Source organism: Streptomyces sp. NPDC023541 (assembly GCF_055559995.1).
On record NZ_JBVHJO010000013.1, the window covers coordinates 36675 to 56900 of the forward strand.

Genomic DNA, 20226 nt, shown 5'->3' on the forward strand with positions numbered 1-20226 from the left:
GTTGGGCCCCGTGCACGGCCCCGGCGGCCGCAAGGAGAAGGATCATGACGAAGAAGCAGGCAGCGAAGGTATCGAAGACACCGGAGGCCCCGCAGGCAGCCGCCACGGACGACTTGCCGGGCAAGCCGGGCCCCGTGCCGCCGCCCCTGTCCGAGCCGACGGAACCCACCGAGCCCCTCCCCCCGAAGGCCGACCAGGACGGCCCGGCCACGGTGAGCCCGACCGGGCAGGTCACGGGGGTGGAGCAGCAGAGCGTGGCGCAGGGCGGGGCGTTCCTGACCACGGCCCAGGGGACGCGCCTGCCCGACACCGATCACTCGCTGAAGGCGGGGGCGCGCGGTCCGGTCCTGCTTCAGGACCACCATCTGCGTGAGAAGATCACGCACTTCGACCACGAGCGGATCCCGGAGCGGGTCGTGCACGCGCGGGGCGCCGCCGCGCACGGCGTGTTCCTCGGCTACGGGACGGCCGGCGAGGTGTCGAAGGCCGCGTTCCTCGCCAAGGACGTGGAGACACCCGTCTTCGTACGGTTCTCCACGGTCCTCGGCTCGCGGGGTTCGGCCGACACCGTGCGCGACACGCGCGGCTTCGCGACGAAGTTCTACACCGACGAGGGCACCTTCGACCTGGTCGGCAACAACATTCCGGTGTTCTTCATCCAGGACGCGGTCAAGTTCCCCGACATCATCCACGCGGGCAAGCCGCATCCGGACCGTGAGATCCCGCAGGCGCAGAGCGCGCACGACACGTTCTGGGACTTCGTGTCCCTGCACACCGAGGCCACCCACCACACCCTCTGGAACATGTCCGACCGCGGGATCCCGAGGTCGTACCGGATGATGGAGGGGTTCGGCGTACACACCTTCCGCCTGGTCAACGCGGCCGGCGAGACCGCCCTGGTGAAGTTCCACTGGAAGCCGAAGCTCGGCGTGCACTCCCTGGTCTGGGAGGAAGCGCAGATGATCTCCGGGATGGATCCGGACTTCCACCGCCGCGACCTTTTCGACGCCATCGAGGCGGGCGCCTTCCCCCAGTGGGAACTGGGCATCCAGGTCTTCCCCGACACCCCGGAGCAGACCTTCGAGGGCATCGACCTCCTCGACCCCACCAAGATCGTCCCCGAGGAGCTCTCCCCCGTTCAGCCGATCGGGCTGATGACCCTGAACGCGAACACCAAGAACTACTTCGCCGAAACCGAGCAGGTCGCCTTCCACCCCGGCCACCTGGTGCCGGGCATCGACGTCACGGACGATCCGCTGCTCGCCGGCCGGCTGTTCTCCTATCTCGACACCCAGATCAGCCGGCTCGGCGGCCCCAACTTCGCCCAGATTCCGATCAACAGGCCGCACGCCCCCGTCAACGACATGCTCCGCGACGGCATGCACCAGAGCGCCGTGCACACGGGAACCGCCCCCTACCGGCCCAACAGCCTCGACGGCGGCTGCCCGTTCCTCGCCGGCTCCGACACCGCCGCGTACATCGAGGCGCCCGTACGGATTCCCCAGGCGGCCAAGGTCCGTGAGGCACCGGCGTCCTTCTCGGACCACTTCACGCAGCCGCGCCTGTTCTGGCTCAGCATGACGCCGCCCGAGCGCGAACACATCGTCGCCGCCTACACCTTCGAGCTGAGCAAGTGCTACGAACAGGCCATCAAGGAACGCCAACTGAAGGTCCTGGCGAACATCGATCCGCAGCTCTGCGAGCAGGTCGCCAAGGGCCTGGGGCTTCCGGCCCCCGCAGCCGAAGCACCGCTGGTCGAGACCGAACCCAGTCCCGCCCTCTCCCAACTGGGCGGTACATGGCCGACGGACGGGCGCGTGATCGGCATCGTCGCCGACGCCGCGGCCGACCTGGACGGCGTACGGTCGGCACGGCAAGCCTGCCTGGACGCCGGCATGGTGCCGCTCATCGTGGCCCCGACCGGTGGCACGCTGGACCCCGAAGGCAGCCCGGTGACGGTTCAGCGGACCTTCGCCACCGCCCGTTCCGTCGAGTTCGACGCCCTCCTGCTGGCCGGCGTACCCGAGGCCGGGGCGGACGCCTACGGTGCCCGCGACGCCAAGGCCGCAACGGCCCTGCCCCCTGAGGCACCCGATCCGCGCGTGCTGCTGCTCGTCACCGAGGCGTACCGGCACGGGAAGGCCATCGGCGGTTGGAACGGCGTGGAGGGACTCCTGGTGTCCGCCGGCATCACGGCGGACGAGCCGGGCATCGCGGTCGCCGACAGCAGCACGGCCGCCCTGGACGCGCTCAAGGCGGCGCTGGGCGAACACCGGGCCTGGGACCGGTTCCCCACCGCCCTGTGAGGCACACCGTACGACCCTGACCGCGCGGGTGCGGTCAGGGTCGTGCCGTGCGGTCAGGCGCGTGACGCGCGGCCCCCACTCAGCGAGCCGAGGGCGGCACGGAGAGGGCCGGCGAGCACTGGTGGCAGAAGGAGCGCAGCGACCGTTGCGGGCTGACGGACGGCGCAACAGGGAGGAGATCCTCGCCGCCGCCGCACGCGTGTTCACGGCGCAGGGGCTGGACACGCAGATGGACCGCATCGCAAGGAGGCGGGAGGGGGCAGCGCGACGCTGTACGGGAACTTCGGGGTCTACCGCAACGAGCTGCCGCACCTGTGCCAAAGCGGCCCCCGCTCTGCCGGCGCAGAACCCACAATGGAGGCCCTGCGCGCGATCGCCGCGACCGGGGGCAACCCGTACGGCCGAAGCCGGGAAACTGATCGGCTGGTGTGGAGCACCCCGGCCAGGCGGAGCGCCGGCTCGGACCTCACGCTGGACGGCCTTACGATCCGCCCGTGAGGTGACATGGCGGTGCCCCGGCCGCGTGATGGCGGGGGGAAGGCCATCACACGGCTCGGGTCCGCTCGGGAGGTCCGCGCCGCTCACCGCCGCGGACCCCCGTGAAGGCGCTTATGGCCGCTTTCCCCGGACGCAAACTCTCGGAACGCGCATTATTTTCTCCGCGTGGAGCCGGGCCTCCGCGGGCAGGCGCGCCGCCGAGGGGGATTCCTCGAACGCCTGGAGCCCGGAGGGATCCCTATGCACCGTTTCCGAACGAAGGAGTTGTCTCGCATGGCGGAGAACGTGTGGGCCTACCGCGCCGGCATCGACTACCTGGCGGCCGACCTCACCGGCTACGGGGTGGAGGCGCTCGACGGCGCCGTCGGCAAGGTCGACAAGCACTCCGACGAGGTCACCGACGCCTATCTCGTCGTCGACACCGGCGTGTGGATCCTCGGCAAGGAGGTACTGCTGCCGGCCGGCCTGGTGACCCGCATCGACCACACGGCGGAGAAGGTCTATGTGGACCGGACGAAGGACCAGATCAAGGCCGCCCCGGAGTTCCACCGGGACGAGCACCTCGGGAACGCCGAACACCGCGAGGCCCTGAGTTCGCACTACCTCTCCGGCATGCCCTTCGGCGTCCCGCCGGCGTGACCGTCGGGCTGACGTCGGCCTGGCGGGTGCCGCGCGGCACCCGTCACCGTCCGCGCGCCTCCCCCTCGGCGGCTGCCGCGATGGAGGCGAGCGGCGAGCCCGGGTCCCGTTCGACTTCCAGGTCGCCCAGGGTGACGATGCCGACGAGCTCGCCGCTCCCGGTCTGCACGGGCAGGCGCCGCAGTGCGTGCCGGCGCATGAGGTCGACGGCCTCGTCCACGTGGTCGTCGGGCCCGATCGTGAGCGGTTCGGTGCTGCATATCGCCTGCACGGTGGTCACGGCCGGGTCGCGGTCCTCCGCGAGCGCGCGGACGACGAGGTCCCGGTCCGTGAGGATGCCGCAGAGCCGGCCCTCTTCGACGACCAGTACGTCCCCGATGCCGGCGTCCCGCATCACCCGCGCCGCTTCCGCCAGTGAGGTCAGGCGCTCCACGGTCACCGGGTTGCGCGTCATCACCTCGTGCACTCGTCGGGTCATCGGTCCTCCGATGGTCGAAGCGGCAATGCGGCACGGCACCTGCCGCGCTGCGTCTCCCCCTCCTACGGCGAGGTAGGCCCTACGGTGTGCTTCCAGTATCCGGGTGAAAACGACAGAGCGCGTCGTGTGCGGGCGGCGGCCCCGGGTAACCGCATCCCATGCCGACACTCAAGAACCCCGCGTCCGTATGGACCGACGGCACTCTCCCGCTGCTGGCGCAGGGCTACGCCTGGCTTCCCGACCGCATGCGCGCTTCGCCGGACGGTACGGTCCGTACCCGCCTCCTCGGCCGCCGGACGGTCGCGCTGCGCGGCCCGGAAGCCGTCGCCTTCTTCTACGACGAGCAGCACGTCCAGCGGCGGGCCGCACTCCCGGACCCGGTGCTCGACACGCTGTTCGGGCAGGGCGCCGTGCACACTCTCGACGGGCTCGCCCACCGGGTCCGCAAGTCGATGTTCTTGTCCCTGCTGAAGGACGAGAAGGGCATCGAGTCGCTGCGGGAACACGTTCTCCTGCGTTGGCGAGAGGCCGTGGGCCGGTGGCGGCAGGAGCCGGAGGCGTCGGTGGTCCTCTTCGACGAGGCGGCCAGGGTCCTCGCCCTGGCGGTGTGCGACTGGACCGGCGTACCCGTCACCGGGGCGGGCGGCGCGCAGTTGGCACGGGACTGCGTGGCGATGGTCGACGGATTCGCGACGGCCGGGCCGCGCCATCTGCGCGCCCGGCACGCCCGCAAGCGGCAGGAGGAAGCGCTGGGGCACCTGATCGTCCGTGTGCGCGAGCAGCGGGAGACGGCTCCCGACGGCAGTGCGCTGGACGTGGTCGCCCGGCACCACGACGCCGACGGCGCCCTCCTGGACCCGCATGCGGCGGCCGTGGAGCTGCTGAACATCATCCGGCCGACCGTCGCGATCGCGTGGTTCGTCACGTTCGCCGCGCACGCCCTGCACCGGTGGCCCGAGCACCGCGGCCCGCTCCGCGGCGGCGCGTCCGGGCACCTCGCCACCGTTTTCGCCCACGAGGTCCGCCGCTTCTACCCCTTCGCGCCGTTCGTCGGCGGGCTAGCCGCCCGCGATGTGCAGTGGCGCGGCGAAAAGGTTCCGGCGGGCACGCTGCTCCTGCTCGACCTGTACGGGCAGCATCACGACCCGCAGCTGTGGGCCCACCCGTACCGGTTCGATCCCCACCGCTACGGAACCGGGGAGAGCCTGCGCAACCTCATCCCCCAGGGCGGCGGCGAGACGGCGGAGGGGCACCGATGCCCGGGCGAGGACGTCACGGTGACGCTGCTGGCGGCCCTCGTCACGGAGCTGGCCGGGCTCGATGTCAGCGTTCCCGACCAGGATCTGACCATCCCGCTGTCCCGGATGCCCACGCTCCCCCGCAGCGGCTTCCGCATCCGCCTCGCGTGAGCGGGGACACGAAGGCGTACAGGGAAGGCGTACGGCCAGACCGAACGGCAGTGGCGGAGCAGGCGTAGGGCCCCGACCGGCCGGGGGGGATGGCCGATCGGGGCGGCCCCAGCCGGCCGGGGGGGAAGGCGGGCCAGGGCGTTCACAGGCGGGGACGGGAGAGGCGTCGCCTCGCGGCTGAGGGCACTGCACCGGATCGGGCGGGGACACCGCCCCTCCCCGCACCCCACACAGGATGAACGGTCAAAGACCCCGATTTGTTCCCGCAAAGGGTGGCGCTCGGCGTGAAGATCAGAGAGGCTCCCACACATGGTTTCGATAGTGCAGAACGTGGCCGTCGACTGTGCGGATGCCTACGAGCTGGCTCGGTTCTGGAGCAGTGTGACGGGCCGGCCGCTGCATCCGGACGTCAAACCAGGTGACCGGGAGACCCTGGTGCTGCTGGCGGAGGGCCCGGTGCTGTACTTCAACCAGGTGCCCGAGCCCAAGACGATCAAGAACCGGATCCATCTCTGCCTGCGGCCCCGGACCACGCGCGACCAGGAAGTGGAGCGGCTGCTGGGCCTCGGCGCCACCTTCGTCGCCGACCACCGGGATCCCGACGGCTCGGGCTGGGCGATCCTGGCTGATCCCGAGGGCAACGAATTCTGCGTCCTGCGCGGCGATTGCGACCTGGCTGCCACAGAGACCCCCTGAGGTTGGGTGGTGTGTGTCCGGGTCCGGCGGACCCGGGGTCGTCCGACCAGGGTCCGCCGGACCCCTACATCGGGTCCATCGTGGCGCTTTCCGGGCCACCCAGCTCCTGGCACTTCGCGCGCAGGCTCACAGCCTTCTCCATCAGCCGCTCCCGCTCCGCGGGATCACCGGCCCGCTGTGCTTCCAGTTCCAGTTCCTCGGCCTGCTGCCGCAGCTTCCCGACCTCACTCGCCTGCTTGTCACCGCTCACGTTCAGTCCTCCTCCAGCACGTGTGGTGGGATCCGCCGGTCCTGCGCGTCGATCCCGGTGTAGCGGACGCGTTCTTGCTCCTGATGTGCCCCTGCCCTGCCCTTGCCGGGCCAACCGCCCACAGCGGAGGCACCAGCTGCGCCATACGTGTCCGCGGTCCGGGTAGACGCGTGGCGTGAATGATCCTCATCCCCACCGGCAGGCGTCCGACGACCTGCTCTCCGGCCTGAGCGTGGACGACCGCCGGCCGGAGCAGCCCGTCCTGCTGGACGCGTCCGGCGCGCCCATCCGTACCTGGCAGGAGAACTATCCGTACGACCGCAAGGTCAGACGACGGGAGTACGAGCGGACGAAACGGATCCTGCAGATCGAACTGCTGAAGATGCAGCGCTGGGTCCAGGAGACCGGTGCCCGGCTGGTGGTGATCTGCGAGGGCCGGGACGCGGCAGGCAAGGGCGGCACGATCCAGCGCTTCACCGAGCGGCTGAACCCGCGCGGGGCGCGCATCGTCGCCCTGGCCAAGCCGACCGAGCGGGAAGCGGGCCAGTGGTACTTCCAGCGGTACGTCGACCATCTGCCGGCCGCCGGTGAGATCGTCTTCTTCGACCGGTCCTGGTACAACCGCGCCGGCGTCGAGAAGGTCATGGGGTTCTGCACGCCGGAACAGTACGAGGTGTTCCTGCGGCAGTGCCCGGCCTTCGAGGCCATGCTCGTGGAGGACGGAGTGCTGTTGGTCAAGTTCTGGTTCTCGGTGTCGCGCGCCGAGCAGCGCACCCGCTTCGCGATCCGCCAGGTCGATCCGGTGCGGCAGTGGAAGCTGTCGCCCACGGACCTGGCCTCCCTGGACCTGTGGGACGCCTACACCGCTGCCAAGGTGGCCATGTTCCGTGCGACCGACACCGCTCACGCGCCCTGGACGGTGGTCAAGAGCAACGACAAGCGGCGAGGCCGTCTGGAGGCCATGCGCAGCCTGCTGTGGCGCATCGACTACGACCGCAAGGACGCGGATGCGGTAGGCCGTCCCGACAGCCTCATCGTCGGCGCCGCCGACACGCTCCTGGAGCCCGGCGAGGAACCCGCCGACCTCTCCCCCACCCCTCTGGCAGGCCCGACCCTCGGGCCCGGCCTGCACCCCGACTCCTGACTGCTCGGGCCGCGGTCGGATCGGCGCACCGGGCGCGGCCGGGTCGGGAGACCGCGTCGTTTTCCGGATGCCGCCCCGGGATCTATTCGCAAAGTGGCTTTTGCCGCGGGCGCCGGCTCGCTGAAGTGGATGCATGCAACCCACACAGGCCGTAACGGACGCCGATCTCCCGAAGGAAGCAGGCGACGACGAGTGCGAGCGGGTCAGGCGGGTCCTGTGCCGCGCCGGGTTCGACACCACGACGCCTACGGAGGACGGCCTGCGGGTGTGGACGGCCCCCGAGGGGGTGATGGTGGGGTGGGTAGCCCGTGAGGTGCTGCGGCCCACCGTCCAGATACACGGACATGAGGAGGATATCGGCCGGCTCACCGCCCTGGCCGGTCTGCACAAGGCGCTCCGGACGGCCCTCGCCGTGATCCTGCGCGAGGCGGGCCTCGACGCCTCCGTGCACGGGGAACACCTCGTCGTCGTCCGGCCCGCGGACGCCCGACCCCGGTAGACGCCGGCCGGACCGGTCAGGATCCGGCGAGCACGTCCCGGGGAGGGAGTCCGTAGGCCTCGCGGTAGGCGGCGGCGAAGCGCCCCTGGTGGTGGAAGCCCCACCGGTGGGCGATGGCCGTGACCGTGTCCCGTGTGGGATCCGCCGCGACGAGATCCGCGTGCGCGTGCGCCAGGCGTACGCGGCGCAGGTGGGCCATGGGGGTCGAGCCGAGGTGGCGTCGGAAGGCGTACTGGAGGGCCCGTGGGGTGACGCTGGCGGCGGCAGCCACATCGGCCAGGCCGATTTCGGCCGCGGGGTTCGACTCGATGAACGCGACGGCGCGACGGGCGGTCTCGGACGTCGCGTCGCGGGTGTCCGCGAGGACGGGCTCGGGGTCGGCGTCGGTGGGGAAGGCGGCCAGGACGGTGGCGGCGAGCAGCCTGACGGCGGCGTCGACCACCAGTGGTGCGCTGCCCGTCGGCAGGGCCAGGACGCTCGCTTCGACGTAGTCGACGGTCCGCTTCCACTGGTCGGCCATGGCGCGGGAGACGGGGGTGAAGCGGGTGAAGCGCAGCGGGCGGGCCTTCTGTCCGGTCGGGTGACCCGCGGCCTCCCGTACCTGTGCGAGCGGCACCGTCACGGCCCGCAGGTCGGCGTGGTAAACGCGGCCCGTGTAGGGGAGGTGGGGCTGCGAGATCGCCAGGACGTCGCCCGGGCCGGCCTGGGTGACGTCGTCCTCGCACTCCCGAACCATGCGGCCGCCGACGACGTGCGTGATGGCCACGGCGCCGAGGGGGTCGGTGGCGTAGGAGTACTCCGTCGGCAGTGCCAGCGTACTGAGCGACAGCGGGCCGACGCTGGTGCGGGAGTACTGGAACGGGCGGTGGGGTGCGGGCGTGCGCATGCGCAGGCTCGTGCCGTATGCCGTCTTCAACCAGTCGCAGGCGACGTCGACTTCGGTGGTCCGGAAGCTCTGCTCACCCGGCGACCTCCCCTGCAGTTGCTGTGGCATGGCAACGGACGTCCTATGGCGCGGCGGAGCGCGGCACGGATGAGCAGCGCGATATCAGGGTAGATCGGCCGGCGGACACGGCGTGCGGGTTCGAATCAACGGGATGTCCTGCTCCGGGTCGCACGGAAGGCCAAGACGCACGCGCGACGGAGTCGTGCGGCGCGCCGAGCCGGGCGGGGCCGTGCGCGCCGGCGGCTTCCCGCGTGCACAGCCCCGATACGGCCCGGCGTCCTGGGCGTGGTGTCAGACCTGGCCGCGCCACGCGCCGGAGGCGGAGCCGCGGTCCTCGATGAAGTGCTTGAAGCGCTGCAGGTCGCCCTTGACCTGCCGGTCGACGAACCCGAGCTTGTCCCCGATGTTCTCCGCCATCCCCTCAGGGTCGAAGTCCATCATCAGCGTGACCTGCGTATGGGACGGATCGATGGGCTGGAAGGTGACCAGGCCCGACTGCTCGCTCTGCCCGCCCACGGTCACCCAGGCGACTTTGGTGTCGGGGATCTGCTCGGTGATCTCCGCGTCGAACTCCCGTTCCACACCGGCGATCTTCGTCACCCAGTGCGTGAGCGTGTCACTGCGCTGCTCGATCCGCTGCACGCCGTCCATGAACTGCGGGAAGGACTCGAACTGCGTCCACTGGTCGTACGCGGTGCGGATCGGCACGTTGACCTCGACGGATTCCTTGACCTGCGACATTCTCTACCTCCTGGGTGTCTGCTGCGGCCCCGGACCCGGTGCCGGGCCACCGCCGGTTGCACGGCCGGGCACTCCCTCCATCCGTGCCCTGCCACGCCGCGCCTGCCCCACCCAGCGAACGGCACACACCGAACGTGCCGCTCCTATTGGGCCACACGGCCCGAGACCAGGAGGCCGGCGGTCGCTCCGCGACGGCATCATGTCCGCATGGACGCCGCCCCGAGCACCGCCGCCGTGACCGTGACCGTGACCGAACTCCTCACCGAGCGGGTGCGGTTGCGCGCGGCGCACGACGGGGACGTCCCGGACCTGATCACCCTCCGGACCGACCCGCGGATCCGCGCGCACCTCGGCGGCCCCCGCCCGCGCGCCGCCGTGGAGGCGTACTTCTCGGAACACGGCGTCGCGCCGCTCGCGAACACCCCCGGCGCCTACGTCATCGCCGACCGCCGGACGGACCGGCTTCTCGGCACCCTCACCCTCGACCGCCGCTCCGCGGACCGCCCCGGCCACGTGGAAGCGAACGGCTCGGAACTGGAGCTCAGCTACGTGCTCCACCCCGACGCCTGGGGTGCCGGGCTCGCGGAGGAGGCCGCCCAAGCCCTGCTGCGGGCAGCCGCGGGCGAACTGCCGGACCAGCCCGTCCTGGTCGTCTCCCAGACGGCCAACGAACGTTCCCTGCGGCTTGCCGCCCGGCTCGGGTTCCGGCCCGTCGGCGGCCTGGAGGAGTTCGGGGCCGCCCAGACCCTCGCCACGGCTCCCCTGAGCGCGTTCGCCGGCCGTCTGGAGGAAGGGGATCCGACCGAGGTGGCTTGAAGCACGTTCAAGGCATCGGATCCCGGGGGAGGCGCGATCCCCCTCGTGGTCACGGCCACGGCAGTTGCTCGCGGTACCCGTCAAAGCTGGCCAGCGGCTTCGACACATTCGCACGCAGGCTGACCCACCGTTCGGTCAGCTCAAACGCCGCCGCTGACGCACGTTTTCAGGGCGGCCGCGAACGGGCTCGACCGGTGTGCCGCCGAGGGCCCCGGCGGTCCTCGGGCGACCTGCGCGGTGAAGGTCCGGTGCCCGCGGATGGCGGAGCCGACCCAGCGATGCCGTACCGCGGTCACGCTCTCCTCGGTGGGATCCGGCACCAGGAGTTCGGCGCCGTCGGCGGGAGTTGAGCCTGCCGCCTTCCGGTTCAGGACGAACGGGTCACGGAGCCGTGGGCCGTTCCCCGTCCGCTCGGTTCCCGATGGCTGTCGCCCAGGCGCGGAAGGCGTCCCGCTCCCGCTGCGGGATCCGCAGTTCTGCGGGGACCGAGGTGCCGAAGGCCGCGTCCAGCAGGTCGGCCAGGCCGAGGTGGCTCCAGTCCCAGTGCACGGCGTTGTTAGGCCGCCATGAGCGGCCGCAGCCTGGCCCGGTGGGCGGCCGACACGAAGCGTGAGCAGGCGGGGCCCTCCGCATAGGGACGGCCGGCCGGCGTTGTCGACGTGCTCACGAGAGCGGGCGCTCCATGGCCAAGTACCCCTCCCCGGAGTGGGGTTCATGGAATCACTCGGGACGTTGTTCATGGCCGCGGCCGTGGGGGTCCGCTGGCAGGCATGCTGGGCGGTGTGATCGCCGTTGCGGCCGCCACACGCCGGCGCCGCCGGGTGATCAGCGCTCTGGAGAGCACTGATCACGAGAGAGGCGTCTGATCGATCGCCGACCGCGGGCGGAGGCAATGCCCGTCGCCTCGTCGCCCGTCGGCGGCCAGGTCCGCAGGGCTGCCGGTGACTGTATCCCTGTCCCGCCACCCTGCTGGCGCGAGCGGCCGCAATAGGGGCGAAATGCCCGTAGTAAGGGCTCCGGGATCAGGTTGATTTCTTAGCATCAGAGGTCAACAATTCTCCCGGCCACCACCCGGGCGACTACAAAGGAGCCCATCGAACCGGACCCGACACCGACGGGGTGATAAACCCGTGGGCGATCGGAATGATGGCGAAGGTGGTGGTGTGCATGCGCGAGTGCAGCACGATCGAAGCGATTGCGGTCAGATTACTCACTGAAAGCCCGAGTCCGGGACCTCTCCCCTGAGGGGCCGGACATGCTGATGCCGATCCTGTTCTCCCCGGCACAAGCCTCGGCCGACGAGTACCGCTCCCTGACGTCGACCATCCGGTCGAAAGCGGAAGATGCGCAGGGATTCTTCGGCGGAGACGGGCGCAAGGAGGGCGAAATGCCTCACCTTCCCCTCCATATCCAATTGCGGGGGCTGTTCATCGAGCTCTTCATCGAGCTCCGCCCGCGCAATACGAGCCTCCGTATCTCCGGGTTCCGGAAACTCTTCGAGAGCGGCCAGGCACCGCCTGAGGCGTCCGTCCATCACGTGCGGGACTCGACTGCGCCGCAGGAACTCCCCCGTACGGAAACCCTGCCGTTCGGCGGAAGCCGTGCCGACCTGGAGACGGCCGCCGCCGTCCGGCGTGCCGGGATCCTGATCGGGCGCCGGCCCCTGAGCCTCGCGGTGATCCGGTTGCACCAGAACTGCGATCCGCGGAGCACCGCTTACGGGATGCTCGTGCTCTCGGAGATGCTCTGTGAGGCCGCCCGATACCCCGCCCTGGCCGATGCGATGTCACGCCTCTGGGTCACCGGAGGACGACTGTAGTCCGCCACGGCCCCTGCGTTCCCCCTGCACCCACTGGCCGGAGGCGTTGGGGCGCCGAAGGAGAAAGAACGCCGCTGCTCGGCAGGCCGGGGCGCAACGCGCCGCCCCGGCCTTCGCTGTCCGCACCTCGTTGCGCGAACAAACGGGCCGCGGTGTCCACCGGCTCCTGCCGGCTCAGGCCGACGGCACGGTGTCGTCTGCGTCATGCCGGTGAGCATGGCCGGATGCAGGGGGCTCGGGAACTTCCACGACTTCCACGACCTCCGCGTCCACAACCCGGTGCGTCGGTTTCGCCAGGTCCAGGCCGGACAGGTGCCGCTTGAGTCTTTTGGCCATGGGCAGGTAGGTCGCCAGAGTCAGCCCGCCGGAAACGACGGCCCCGACGACGGGGATGGCCTTCGAGACGGTCTTCGCGAAGGTTTGCTTCGTCATCTGGACGCCGAGATAGCCGGCGACCTTCTTCACGATGGGATAGATGACGCCCTGGGTGAGTGCCTTCTGCGGCAGCTTCTTCGCGACCTCCTTCGACATCATTCCCGCGACCTTCCCCACGGCGGCGTTCGCCGATTGGGTGCCGAACATCACGCCGATGAAGAGCGTGAGCACTCCCTTGGTCGCGTCATCGAGGTCGTCGTTCTCTCCGGAGAACAGATCGGGCCAGCTGTAGAGGTAGGCGAGCTTCTGCGCGATGCGCAGCATGTGGCCGAAGTACTGGGCCGCGTCGGCAGGCACAGTGGCGGGTAGGAAGAGCAGGCCAGGTATGCCTGCAGCCGCGGAAAGGGCGCTGGCCTTGGTGGTTTCGTAGCTGATCGAGTCGTTGGCCGCTTTGTCCAGGACCTCGACAGGGATACCCGCCGCTGCGGGGGTCTCCTCGATTGCTCGACGGATTTGTTCCTCGGAGCATTGGCGGCCCAGTGCCTGCCGGAGGTACACCTCCCTGCTGATACGCACGCCGGGTAGGTTCGCTGCCCGCACCAGGGCTGCGGAAAAGCGCAGCTCCGGGTTTTCGATGCCTTTGCTCGTGGCCATGGCAGGAACCTACAGCAGCCGGGGGACGCGGCGCGGCCTTTCCAATCACCCCGCCGTGTGCGGCAGTTGTGTCCCCTACGGTCAGGGCGGCTGATGCGGGAGTGAGCTCTTTCCAACTTCACGCTGAGCTGGTCAGATGTAGGGCGAGGACGGCTTGGACGAGTGCAGTGATGCGGACCGAACGGCGGCGTGCACGAGCGCCGAGTGGGTCACGGGTGGACGCCCGCCTGCGCAGCCAGATACTCGGCGCCGCGGTGGCCGGACTGCTTGGACACGTGGACGTGGACCGCGTGCCGGCCGGACAGCAGTGCAGGGTCGGCATGGTCGCCGCGGAAGGCGACCTGTACCGCGTCGTGGCGGGAGCCGTGCAGGCCGTGCTCGGGTCTGTCCGGCCAGCGACCTGACCATACGAGGAAGACCGCGTTGCCGTTGTCGCCCAGTGCCGCGATGACCCGGCCCTCGGCCGTCCCCCGTGCGAACCGTGCCGACATTTCGAGCGGCAGGTGTGCCTCCAGTTCACGGTCGTCCATGACCGGCACGTCCGGTTCGCAGCCGCCGGCGCCGCAAGAGGGTCGGGCGCCAGGGTAAGGATGGTGCACAAAGCGGGAGTTCGGTAGCGCCGCCGCCATTCGGCGGACCTCGTCGACGCTCTCCAGGTGCGTCAGCAGTTCCGCCTCGTCGCCGCGGTGTTCCATCAGCGCGCACAGCCGCATGGCCTGGCGGTACGCGTCGGCGGCGTCAGCGGTGACGTGGACACAGCGTGTGTAGCCGGCCAGGCAGTCTTCGCACATGGCCGAATGGTGCCACCCGCTGGCCCGGACTGTCACCCGGAATGATCGGCGGACTCCGATGGCGAGGGGCTGCCGTCGGCATGGCTCCCACGATGCCTTGCCGAGCAGGGCGCACAAGCGGTGCAGGCCGATGGAGTCCAGGTGGAGAAAGGCCGTCGCGAGCAGGCCGCCGACCTGGGTCTGAGGAACTGAATCAACTCCCAACTGGCAACCGTGTAGGCCAGTTGGACTGACAGACGGTCGAAGCCCCTGCTAGACGGGTCTTCGACCGAGGAATCCGTCTTCTACAGAGGCTTCGCGTGCTTGTGTACCCGTCCGGGGTCGACGTGTCCAGCTCTGCCCTGCGCTTCCTGTCCGCCAAGCTCCGCCAACACCGCCGGGAGCTCGGCACCCGGTGGCGACGCCTGAGCCCAGGCCGGCAGGCCCTGCTCACACTCGCCCACCTCCCCAACGGCCACCCCTACGCCCAGCTCGCGGCCGGGTTCGGCGTCGGCACCACCACCGCCTACCGATACGTCGCCGAGGCTGTGGACCTCTTGGCCGCACTTGCCCCGACCCTCGAGGAGGCTGCCCGTACGGCATCGAGGAAGGCGTTCGTACTGCTGGACGGCACCCTGTTGCCGATCGACCGCATCGCCGCGGACCGTCCCTTCTACTCCGGCAAGCACAAGGAACACGGGATGAACGTGCAGATCCTGGCCGACCCCTCCGGCCGGCTGCTGTGGGCCTCACCTGCCCTGCCCGGAGCCGTCCACGACGTCCGGGCCGCCCGCCGAACACGGCATCGTCCGCATGCTCACGGACGCCGGCATCAAGTGCTGGGCCGATAAGGGATACCGAGGCGCCGGAGACATGGTCCACATCCCGTACTGGGGACGCTGGGAGACACTCTCCCAAGGCCAGAAGGCCGTCAACCGGTCCCACGCCAAAATCCGAGCCCTCGTCGAGCAGGCCGTCGCCACCCTCAAGTCCTGGCGACTCCTCCGTAAACTGCGGTGCTCGACCGCCCGCATCACAAGCCTGGTCCAAGCCGTCCTGACCCTGTATTTGGCCAGCTCAGACCGATGATGGAAGGAACTCAGTGCGTCGGGTGGAGGGAGCGCACGCAGGCGGCCAGCGCCCGGCCAGCTTCCGCCCGGGCCTCGTCGCTGCGGCCGAGGCCGTGCAGGGAGGTAACCCTGCGGAGCCCCAGGTGCCCGGCGGCGTACGGCGGCGGCTCGGGAAGGGCCTGCGCCCCCAACGACTCCGCCAGTGCCTCTTCGTGGCGTCCAGCCCCTGACAGGCTGCGGAGCACCACGGTCCGGAGTGTGAGGGTACGAGGTGGTCCTCATCGGCTCGCGGCGGGCCCCGGCTCAGCCCCGGCCTCGGCCCCGGCCTCCGCTCGTGCAGTTCCCGGCTCTCATCCCGACCACCAAGGAGCCCGGCCATGTCCGGCATCCCTCTCGGGGCCCTCGCCCCTGGCCCGGTCCCGTCCGGTTCCAGCGCCGCCGAGGCCTTCCACTACAGGCATCGACCCTCGCGCGGAAGACCGCCGTGGTGCTGACCCTGACCGCCGCGGCAATGAGCACCACCCGGCTCGGCTCCCGGGCGCCGTCCAGCTCGGCCACGCCGCCGCGCTGTCGGCGGTCGAGGACCGCCCCCGGCGCCAGGACCACGCCGAGCAGGTCGGCGACGTCCTCGCCCTGCTGCGCGGTGCCTACCGCACCCGGAGGGCATGGAGGCGCACGCCGTTTCCGGCGAGGGGGCCGACGTACCGGTGTGGATCCTCGGCAGCGGCGGCGGGGTCAGGGGTGGCCGTGGCCGTACGGCTGCGCACCGACCGCCGCCCCGGGACGGTGGGGCGGCGGCTCAGCCCCGCCCCCACTCATACGTTCAGCATGATGGCGTAGGCGAGGAAGAAGAGGGCGCAGGCCAAGGCCACCACGCAGATCAGTACGAGGGGGCCCTTGCCCCAGCCGCGCGTCAGGGGGCGGTACGGCCCCGCGCCGGAGCCGGTGCTCGACTCGCCGGCCGGTGTCTCGCCGGGCGGCACCCCGCCGGAGGGCCGGGTGGTGTTGCGCGGGTCTGGGTCCGGAACAGGTGCGGACATGTCTGCCTCCCTCACCTCGGAGGCCGCGCCCGCCCTGTCGGCAGGGCGGCTGGGGTATCCGGCGCCTACCCACAGCATGTCGCCCCATCCCTCGGCCGGCCGTCGGCGGTGGGCCCGTCAGCCGGAGGCGAGCACGGAGTCGTCGAGGGCCCCCGCGCCGGGCAGGTGATGGCGGGCTGCGATCAGGGCGGCGTGCACGTCCGTCGTGCCGGTGGCCACGCACAGGGCTCGCTCGACGGCCTCGATCTCCCCGCGCACGGGAGAGTCGCCTTCTGCCGCATCGAGTACGGACAGCGCCCAGTAACGGTCGACGAGGCCGGGCAGCACGGCCGGGTGAGCCATCAGCATGGGTGTTCGCCTTTCGCCAGCGGATCGGTCACTCACGTGGCCCTCGCTTACCCTGTCGATCACCGTTGAACCCTGCCGGAGACAGTCGTCTCGCAGGTCACGACGGCTCGGCGGCGCTGTCGACGTCCGGGTTGAAGGGGGAACGGCGGTCAGGACGATGCCGACACGGGCGGCATGGGCGTGGTGGGGCGCTACGGGCGACCACGCAACGGTCGTCACCAGTCACGAGGCCGTCGACGCCTGACCCGGGTGCTGCTGCACCCCCCATCCGGCGCTGCCCCTCGTCCGCACGGACGGGCTCGGGATGCGGCCGCTGCCGGTGGCGCAGCGCGAGGCGAGGGAACCGAGGACCTACGTACGGCTGCGCTGTACGACTGCCCAGCCGCTGCTCTGCACCTGGTTCGGCGTCGGCCGCCGGCTGCGCGTCGGCCGCCGGCTGCGCGACCGCCACGGGGCCACCGCCGCGCAGGCCCTGCTGCACACCCACCGCCGCCCCGCTGCGGACGACCTCACCGAGGCGCTCGTCAGCGCCGCGCGCCCCCGCGGCAGGGCAGTGAGGCCGCTGGACTCGCGAAAGTCCAGCTGGCGAGGTCCACGACGAGGCGCTGATCCGGCTGGAGGGCGAGGCTGGTGACACGGTCGTGCAGTTCGCCGGCGGTGGCGCGGCCGAGGACTCCGACGACCTGCAGAGCCCGGCAGGTCGGGGCGCCTCGGCCGGTGATCTTCAGGTGGCTCATCCCGTCTTACCGGTTGCGGAGTCGGCAGCGGGTACGCGAGTGCGAGGAGTCCGGCGTCGTCGTCGAGGCCGTCGCCGAAACCGCCCGGCAGGCCGGTCGGGGCGTGAATGAGGGCGTGCGACGGTTCGGCGGCGTGGCCGGCGGTGCAGTCGCGTAGGGCCTCGTCCCCGTACAGGGTGGTGCGGTCCCGGCCGGCGCGGGCTGCGGTGAGGCCGTCGGTGTAGGGCGGGAGGGTGTCGGCGGGGCGAGGAGGGCCGTGGCGGCGGTGGATCGCGCGGCGCGCAGGACGCCGATGAGGAGGCCCGCCCAGGTGGGCGGGAAGTCGGCCGTACCGTCGGCCTGCATGGACCAGGGACGGGGCCGCCGGCGGCGGGCCGGCCGGCGACCCGGCCGCTGGCGGGATCGGGTCCGAGCAGGCCGAGGACGGCGGTGCAGTGGAGGGGCTCGCCGCCCGTGCACTACTGGTGGAGCCGCTGACCCATGGGGTCCCGACGCCCCGCGAAGAAGCGCGGGCAGCGAGGGCGAACGGCTCTACCTCGCCTCCGCGGCCGCACCACCCTGGCGACGGGGTCGACGGCGCGCCGGGCGCGAACGCCGTCCGGGCCGCCTTACGGCTCCGGGGTTGCGAACCATCCTCCACCGGGAGCCACGCGTCCGACGGCGTTCGGAGAGCCCCCTACGGGGAATCCGCTACTCGGGCATGCCGGCGTCTCCGGTCTTCTCGGCGGCCCGGCGCTGCGCACCGCTGTTCGGGGTCAGGGCGTCTCCGGCCTCGCCCTCGTTCGTTTCGGCGAGCGCCGCTTCGTCCGCTTCCTTGCGGGCCTCTGCGTCCCCGCTTTCGCCGGGTGCCTGCGAGGGCGGGGTGGGGGTCCGGCCGTGCTGCCGCCTCTGCTCACTCATCACGCGCTCCGATCCTCTGTGTCGACATCACCGTTGTGTCGACATCACCGTCGACATCACCATGGCTCGCGTCTGCCCCGGCGCCGCCCCCGCACTCTCACGGCCTGATCGTCAGCTCCGCGCACCGGGTGACGACGGACCCGAGGCTCTGCCCGTCGGCGTGCAGCCGTCGCTGCGTGCGGGCGCCGTTGCCCCGTTCGTGCAGCTGCGCGATCGCTTCGCGGACCCGTTCGTCGTCGTCGTGGTCCTTCAGCGCCTCGCGCACGTGCTGGTACAGGGCGTCGACGGCCTGCTCGGCGGACGTCTCCCGCATGGTTTCGGGGTGCAGCAGTGGCCCGTCCAGGCCCGAGCGACCGGCCCGCCAGGAGGCCAGCCGCAGCAGACCCGTACCGATCCGGGGCGGGGGCTGCCCGTCCTGCCAGGCGCGGGACGCCGTCTCGACCAGGCCGCGGATGAGCGCCGCGAGCAGTACGGGCGTGGACGCGTCCAGGCAGACGTCGGCGACCCGGACCTCCACGGTGGGGAAGGTGGCGGACAGGCGGGCGTCGAAGTAGATCATGCCCTCGTCGCGCAGCACCCCGGTGTCGATCATGGCGCGGACCTGTTCGTGGTAGCGGTCGGCGGAGCCGAAGACATCGACCGGGCCGGCGGAGGGCCACCGGTTCCACACCCGGCTGCGGTAGCTTCCGTACCCGCTGTCCTCGCCCTGCCAGAAGGGGGAGTTGGCGCTCATCGCCATCAGCACGGCCAGCCAGGGCCTGATGCGGTCCAGGACCGCGACACCCTCCTCGTCCGAGGCGACCGATACGTGGACGTGGCATCCGCAGGTCAGCTGTTCCTGCGCCGTCAGTCCGAACTGCTCGCCAATCCACCGGTAGCGGCGGCCGGCGTTGAGCGACGGCTGCACGGGCAGGGGCGATGTCGCGACCGCCGCGATCACGGCGCCAGCACTCGCGGCGTGGCGGGCCGCCTCGCCGCGGATTCGGACGATCTCTTCGTGGAGCTCGCCCATCTCCGTGATCGGCTTGGTGGCGAACTCCAGCTGTTCCTTGTGCAGTTCCTTCTCGAATTCGTGGTCCGGCCCGCCGCCGGTGCCGAGCTGCTGCCACGCCTGCCGGTCCGCGGCCGCCAGGACCGCCCCCGAGACGGCCCGTGGGGCACCGCTGTCCGCGTCCACGAGCAGCAGCTCTTCTTCCACGCCTACGCTTCGCATATCGCCACCTGTGGATCTAGTCGTCATCTGCCCCGCACCTGCCCCGACCCCCCGCGACCATGCCGCCGCGCCCGAACGGGGCGGCCCGTTGGCGCCGCCCCGGGCGCGGCTCATGATCCGGCCCGCACGGGGAACACGGCCGTCACCTACCGAAAGGGGCATGGACATGCTCGGCATCACCGCCGCAGTGCTGTTCTTCATCGCGTTCCTGATCAACGCGGCCGGCATCGCCACCAACGACGTGCTGAGTTCCACCAACTTCATGCTGATCGGTCTCGCCGCGCTCGCGCTGCACGTCGCCGGCATCGGCCACGGCTGGGCGGCCCGCGGACGCGGCCGCAGGCGCTGACCGGGGCCCACCCCCCGAAGGACGCTCCCCCGGCGTTTCCTCGGGTCTGCCTCTACGACCTGCGGCTGCGCGCATTCGTCCGGCTCTTACGGGGGCGCGAGCGCCTGAAGCGGGTGCTGATCCCCCTGTCGGTGGGCCGGAGCGTCGGCCCTGTGGCCCGGGGCCCGGCTCTGCGGCGCCGGGCCGGAAGGGGAGGCGGGATCCTGGTGCAACCGCGGCTGCACCCCTTGCATGTGGGGCGGCGGACTGGCCGCGTGGGCGTCCTCCCCACCACGTCGCCACCCCCGATCACCCCGCGCCCGCCCCCGCCCCGGAACCCCAGGAGGCCCATCCCGGCTTCGCCCCGTCGCTCTCACACCTGGCGGCGGCCGTGTTCGCGACCGCGTGGATCGCAGGGCGTTCACCGGCGGCGGATGCAGCGTTCCCCTCCGTTGCGCACTGCTCGGCACCCGCCGGCAGAGGTCGGCTGCCGCAGGCGCAGCGCGCGCGGTGCGCTGGTCGCACGGGCGTCTGCCGGACCAAGGGGGAC

At 71.2% G+C, this 20226-nt stretch carries 22 protein-coding genes and 1 pseudogene; 10 read left to right on the forward strand and 13 right to left on the reverse strand.

Annotation, left to right across the window (positions count from 1 at the left end):
• Positions 1-44 precede the first annotated feature (44 nt).
• Entirely contained in the window at positions 45-2306 is a 2262-nt protein-coding gene (locus ACZ3X1_RS27655) for a catalase (protein ID WP_467281355.1), read from the forward strand.
• A gap of 771 nt (positions 2307-3077) precedes the next feature.
• Positions 3078-3443 (forward strand): PRC-barrel domain containing protein, encoded by a 366-nt coding sequence (locus ACZ3X1_RS27660; protein WP_390080079.1) that lies wholly within the window; start codon positions 3078-3080, stop codon positions 3441-3443.
• 43 nt (positions 3444-3486) lie between these two features.
• Here ACZ3X1_RS27660 and ACZ3X1_RS27665 read toward each other — a convergent pair whose 3' ends face one another.
• The gene (locus ACZ3X1_RS27665) at positions 3487-3921 is read right to left on the reverse strand and encodes a CBS domain-containing protein (protein ID WP_390080077.1); all 435 of its coding nucleotides are present in this window, start codon (positions 3919-3921) and stop codon (positions 3487-3489) included.
• A gap of 158 nt (positions 3922-4079) precedes the next feature.
• Between ACZ3X1_RS27665 and ACZ3X1_RS27670 the strand changes: the two genes are divergently transcribed.
• Positions 4080-5330 carry a cytochrome P450 gene (locus ACZ3X1_RS27670; protein ID WP_467281356.1) on the forward strand — a complete coding sequence of 417 codons (1251 nt, stop codon included), beginning with the start codon at positions 4080-4082 and terminating at the stop codon, positions 5328-5330.
• Between the two features lie 309 nt (positions 5331-5639).
• Entirely contained in the window at positions 5640-6026 is a 387-nt protein-coding gene (locus tag ACZ3X1_RS27675) for a VOC family protein (RefSeq protein WP_467281357.1), read from the forward strand.
• A gap of 64 nt (positions 6027-6090) precedes the next feature.
• Here the strand turns inward: ACZ3X1_RS27675 and ACZ3X1_RS27680 are convergent, their stop codons facing one another.
• Positions 6091-6276 carry a DUF6381 family protein gene (locus ACZ3X1_RS27680; RefSeq protein WP_362632243.1) on the reverse strand — a complete coding sequence of 62 codons (186 nt, stop codon included), beginning with the start codon at positions 6274-6276 and terminating at the stop codon, positions 6091-6093.
• Between the two features lie 175 nt (positions 6277-6451).
• On the opposite strand from ACZ3X1_RS27680, the gene ppk2 reads away from it, so the two are divergent.
• Together ppk2 and ACZ3X1_RS27690 are read left to right on the forward strand one after the other, a co-directional pair.
• The gene (ppk2, locus tag ACZ3X1_RS27685; RefSeq protein ID WP_390080070.1) at positions 6452-7420 is read left to right on the forward strand and encodes a polyphosphate kinase 2; all 969 of its coding nucleotides are present in this window, start codon (positions 6452-6454) and stop codon (positions 7418-7420) included.
• A 133-nt stretch (positions 7421-7553) separates the two neighbouring features.
• Positions 7554-7919 carry a hypothetical protein gene (locus tag ACZ3X1_RS27690; RefSeq protein WP_467281358.1) on the forward strand — a complete coding sequence of 122 codons (366 nt, stop codon included), beginning with the start codon at positions 7554-7556 and terminating at the stop codon, positions 7917-7919.
• A 16-nt stretch (positions 7920-7935) separates the two neighbouring features.
• On the opposite strand, the gene ACZ3X1_RS27695 is transcribed toward ACZ3X1_RS27690, so the two are convergent.
• Together ACZ3X1_RS27695 and ACZ3X1_RS27700 are read right to left on the reverse strand one after the other, a co-directional pair.
• Entirely contained in the window at positions 7936-8913 is a 978-nt protein-coding gene (locus tag ACZ3X1_RS27695) for a helix-turn-helix transcriptional regulator (protein WP_467281359.1), read from the reverse strand.
• A 243-nt stretch (positions 8914-9156) separates the two neighbouring features.
• On the reverse strand, positions 9157-9606 hold the full coding sequence (locus tag ACZ3X1_RS27700; protein ID WP_467281360.1) for an SRPBCC family protein: 450 nt from the start codon (positions 9604-9606) through the stop codon (positions 9157-9159).
• A 207-nt stretch (positions 9607-9813) separates the two neighbouring features.
• On the opposite strand from ACZ3X1_RS27700, the gene ACZ3X1_RS27705 reads away from it, so the two are divergent.
• Positions 9814-10422 (forward strand): GNAT family N-acetyltransferase, encoded by a 609-nt coding sequence (locus ACZ3X1_RS27705; protein ID WP_467281361.1) that lies wholly within the window; start codon positions 9814-9816, stop codon positions 10420-10422.
• A 381-nt stretch (positions 10423-10803) separates the two neighbouring features.
• Here ACZ3X1_RS27705 and ACZ3X1_RS27710 read toward each other — a convergent pair whose 3' ends face one another.
• Positions 10804-10971: a hypothetical protein gene (locus tag ACZ3X1_RS27710; protein ID WP_467281362.1), complete on the reverse strand. Its 168-nt coding sequence runs from the start codon at positions 10969-10971 to the stop codon at positions 10804-10806.
• A gap of 706 nt (positions 10972-11677) precedes the next feature.
• On the opposite strand from ACZ3X1_RS27710, the gene ACZ3X1_RS27715 reads away from it, so the two are divergent.
• Complete coding sequence (locus ACZ3X1_RS27715) at positions 11678-12241, forward strand: ribosome-inactivating family protein (RefSeq protein WP_362632229.1); 564 nt, start codon at positions 11678-11680, stop codon at positions 12239-12241.
• 174 nt (positions 12242-12415) lie between these two features.
• Here ACZ3X1_RS27715 and ACZ3X1_RS27720 read toward each other — a convergent pair whose 3' ends face one another.
• Together ACZ3X1_RS27720 and ACZ3X1_RS27725 are read right to left on the reverse strand one after the other, a co-directional pair.
• Positions 12416-13270: a hypothetical protein gene (locus ACZ3X1_RS27720; RefSeq protein WP_467281363.1), complete on the reverse strand. Its 855-nt coding sequence runs from the start codon at positions 13268-13270 to the stop codon at positions 12416-12418.
• 209 nt (positions 13271-13479) lie between these two features.
• A complete protein-coding gene (locus ACZ3X1_RS27725) occupies positions 13480-14061 on the reverse strand; it encodes a hypothetical protein (RefSeq protein WP_467281364.1) in 582 nt (193 codons plus the stop codon).
• Between the two features lie 299 nt (positions 14062-14360).
• Between ACZ3X1_RS27725 and ACZ3X1_RS27730 the strand changes: the two are divergent.
• Positions 14361-15129 (forward strand): annotated as a pseudogene (locus ACZ3X1_RS27730) (IS5 family transposase).
• Between the two features lie 10 nt (positions 15130-15139).
• Here ACZ3X1_RS27730 and ACZ3X1_RS27735 read toward each other — a convergent pair.
• From ACZ3X1_RS27735 to ACZ3X1_RS27760, 6 genes are all read right to left on the reverse strand, one after another.
• Positions 15140-15358 carry a hypothetical protein gene (locus ACZ3X1_RS27735; protein WP_390078103.1) on the reverse strand — a complete coding sequence of 73 codons (219 nt, stop codon included), beginning with the start codon at positions 15356-15358 and terminating at the stop codon, positions 15140-15142.
• 567 nt (positions 15359-15925) lie between these two features.
• On the reverse strand, positions 15926-16150 hold the full coding sequence (locus ACZ3X1_RS27740; RefSeq protein ID WP_467281365.1) for a DUF6480 family protein: 225 nt from the start codon (positions 16148-16150) through the stop codon (positions 15926-15928).
• 117 nt (positions 16151-16267) lie between these two features.
• Positions 16268-16498, reverse strand: coding sequence for a DUF5133 domain-containing protein (locus tag ACZ3X1_RS27745; RefSeq protein ID WP_362632224.1), 231 nt, complete (start codon positions 16496-16498; stop codon positions 16268-16270).
• 524 nt (positions 16499-17022) lie between these two features.
• A complete protein-coding gene (locus ACZ3X1_RS27750) occupies positions 17023-17235 on the reverse strand; it encodes a hypothetical protein (RefSeq protein WP_467281366.1) in 213 nt (70 codons plus the stop codon).
• A gap of 690 nt (positions 17236-17925) precedes the next feature.
• Positions 17926-18135 (reverse strand): hypothetical protein, encoded by a 210-nt coding sequence (locus ACZ3X1_RS27755; RefSeq protein ID WP_362632218.1) that lies wholly within the window; start codon positions 18133-18135, stop codon positions 17926-17928.
• A 97-nt stretch (positions 18136-18232) separates the two neighbouring features.
• On the reverse strand, positions 18233-19348 hold the full coding sequence (locus ACZ3X1_RS27760) for a glutamate--cysteine ligase (RefSeq protein WP_467281367.1): 1116 nt from the start codon (positions 19346-19348) through the stop codon (positions 18233-18235).
• Positions 19349-19514: 166 nt separating this feature from the next.
• Between ACZ3X1_RS27760 and ACZ3X1_RS27765 the strand changes: the two genes are divergently transcribed.
• The gene (locus ACZ3X1_RS27765) at positions 19515-19697 is read left to right on the forward strand and encodes a hypothetical protein (RefSeq protein ID WP_030660954.1); all 183 of its coding nucleotides are present in this window, start codon (positions 19515-19517) and stop codon (positions 19695-19697) included.
• Positions 19698-20226: the final 529 nt, after the last annotated feature.

Excerpts from the sequence above, each read along its gene's own strand:
- ACZ3X1_RS27655 (WP_467281355.1), top strand. The coding sequence starts at position 45 with ATGACGAAGAAGCAGGCAGCGAAGGTATCGAAGACACCGGAGGCCCCG.
- ACZ3X1_RS27660 (WP_390080079.1), top strand. The coding sequence starts at position 3,078 with ATGGCGGAGAACGTGTGGGCCTACCGCGCCGGCATCGACTACCTGGCG.
- ACZ3X1_RS27665 (WP_390080077.1), bottom strand. The coding sequence starts at position 3,921 with ATGACCCGACGAGTGCACGAGGTGATGACGCGCAACCCGGTGACCGTG.
- ACZ3X1_RS27670 (WP_467281356.1), top strand. The coding sequence starts at position 4,080 with ATGCCGACACTCAAGAACCCCGCGTCCGTATGGACCGACGGCACTCTC.
- ACZ3X1_RS27675 (WP_467281357.1), top strand. The coding sequence starts at position 5,640 with ATGGTTTCGATAGTGCAGAACGTGGCCGTCGACTGTGCGGATGCCTAC.
- ACZ3X1_RS27690 (WP_467281358.1), top strand. The coding sequence starts at position 7,554 with ATGCAACCCACACAGGCCGTAACGGACGCCGATCTCCCGAAGGAAGCA.
- ACZ3X1_RS27695 (WP_467281359.1), bottom strand. The coding sequence starts at position 8,913 with ATGCCACAGCAACTGCAGGGGAGGTCGCCGGGTGAGCAGAGCTTCCGG.
- ACZ3X1_RS27700 (WP_467281360.1), bottom strand. The coding sequence starts at position 9,606 with ATGTCGCAGGTCAAGGAATCCGTCGAGGTCAACGTGCCGATCCGCACC.
- ACZ3X1_RS27705 (WP_467281361.1), top strand. The coding sequence starts at position 9,814 with ATGGACGCCGCCCCGAGCACCGCCGCCGTGACCGTGACCGTGACCGAA.
- ACZ3X1_RS27715 (WP_362632229.1), top strand. The coding sequence starts at position 11,678 with ATGCTGATGCCGATCCTGTTCTCCCCGGCACAAGCCTCGGCCGACGAG.
- ACZ3X1_RS27720 (WP_467281363.1), bottom strand. The coding sequence starts at position 13,270 with ATGGCCACGAGCAAAGGCATCGAAAACCCGGAGCTGCGCTTTTCCGCA.
- ACZ3X1_RS27725 (WP_467281364.1), bottom strand. The coding sequence starts at position 14,061 with ATGTGCGAAGACTGCCTGGCCGGCTACACACGCTGTGTCCACGTCACC.
- ACZ3X1_RS27740 (WP_467281365.1), bottom strand. The coding sequence starts at position 16,150 with ATGTCCGCACCTGTTCCGGACCCAGACCCGCGCAACACCACCCGGCCC.
- ACZ3X1_RS27745 (WP_362632224.1), bottom strand. The coding sequence starts at position 16,498 with ATGCTGATGGCTCACCCGGCCGTGCTGCCCGGCCTCGTCGACCGTTAC.
- ACZ3X1_RS27750 (WP_467281366.1), bottom strand. The coding sequence starts at position 17,235 with ATGAGCCACCTGAAGATCACCGGCCGAGGCGCCCCGACCTGCCGGGCT.
- ACZ3X1_RS27755 (WP_362632218.1), bottom strand. The coding sequence starts at position 18,135 with ATGAGTGAGCAGAGGCGGCAGCACGGCCGGACCCCCACCCCGCCCTCG.
- ACZ3X1_RS27760 (WP_467281367.1), bottom strand. The coding sequence starts at position 19,348 with ATGCGAAGCGTAGGCGTGGAAGAAGAGCTGCTGCTCGTGGACGCGGAC.
- ACZ3X1_RS27765 (WP_030660954.1), top strand. The coding sequence starts at position 19,515 with ATGCTCGGCATCACCGCCGCAGTGCTGTTCTTCATCGCGTTCCTGATC.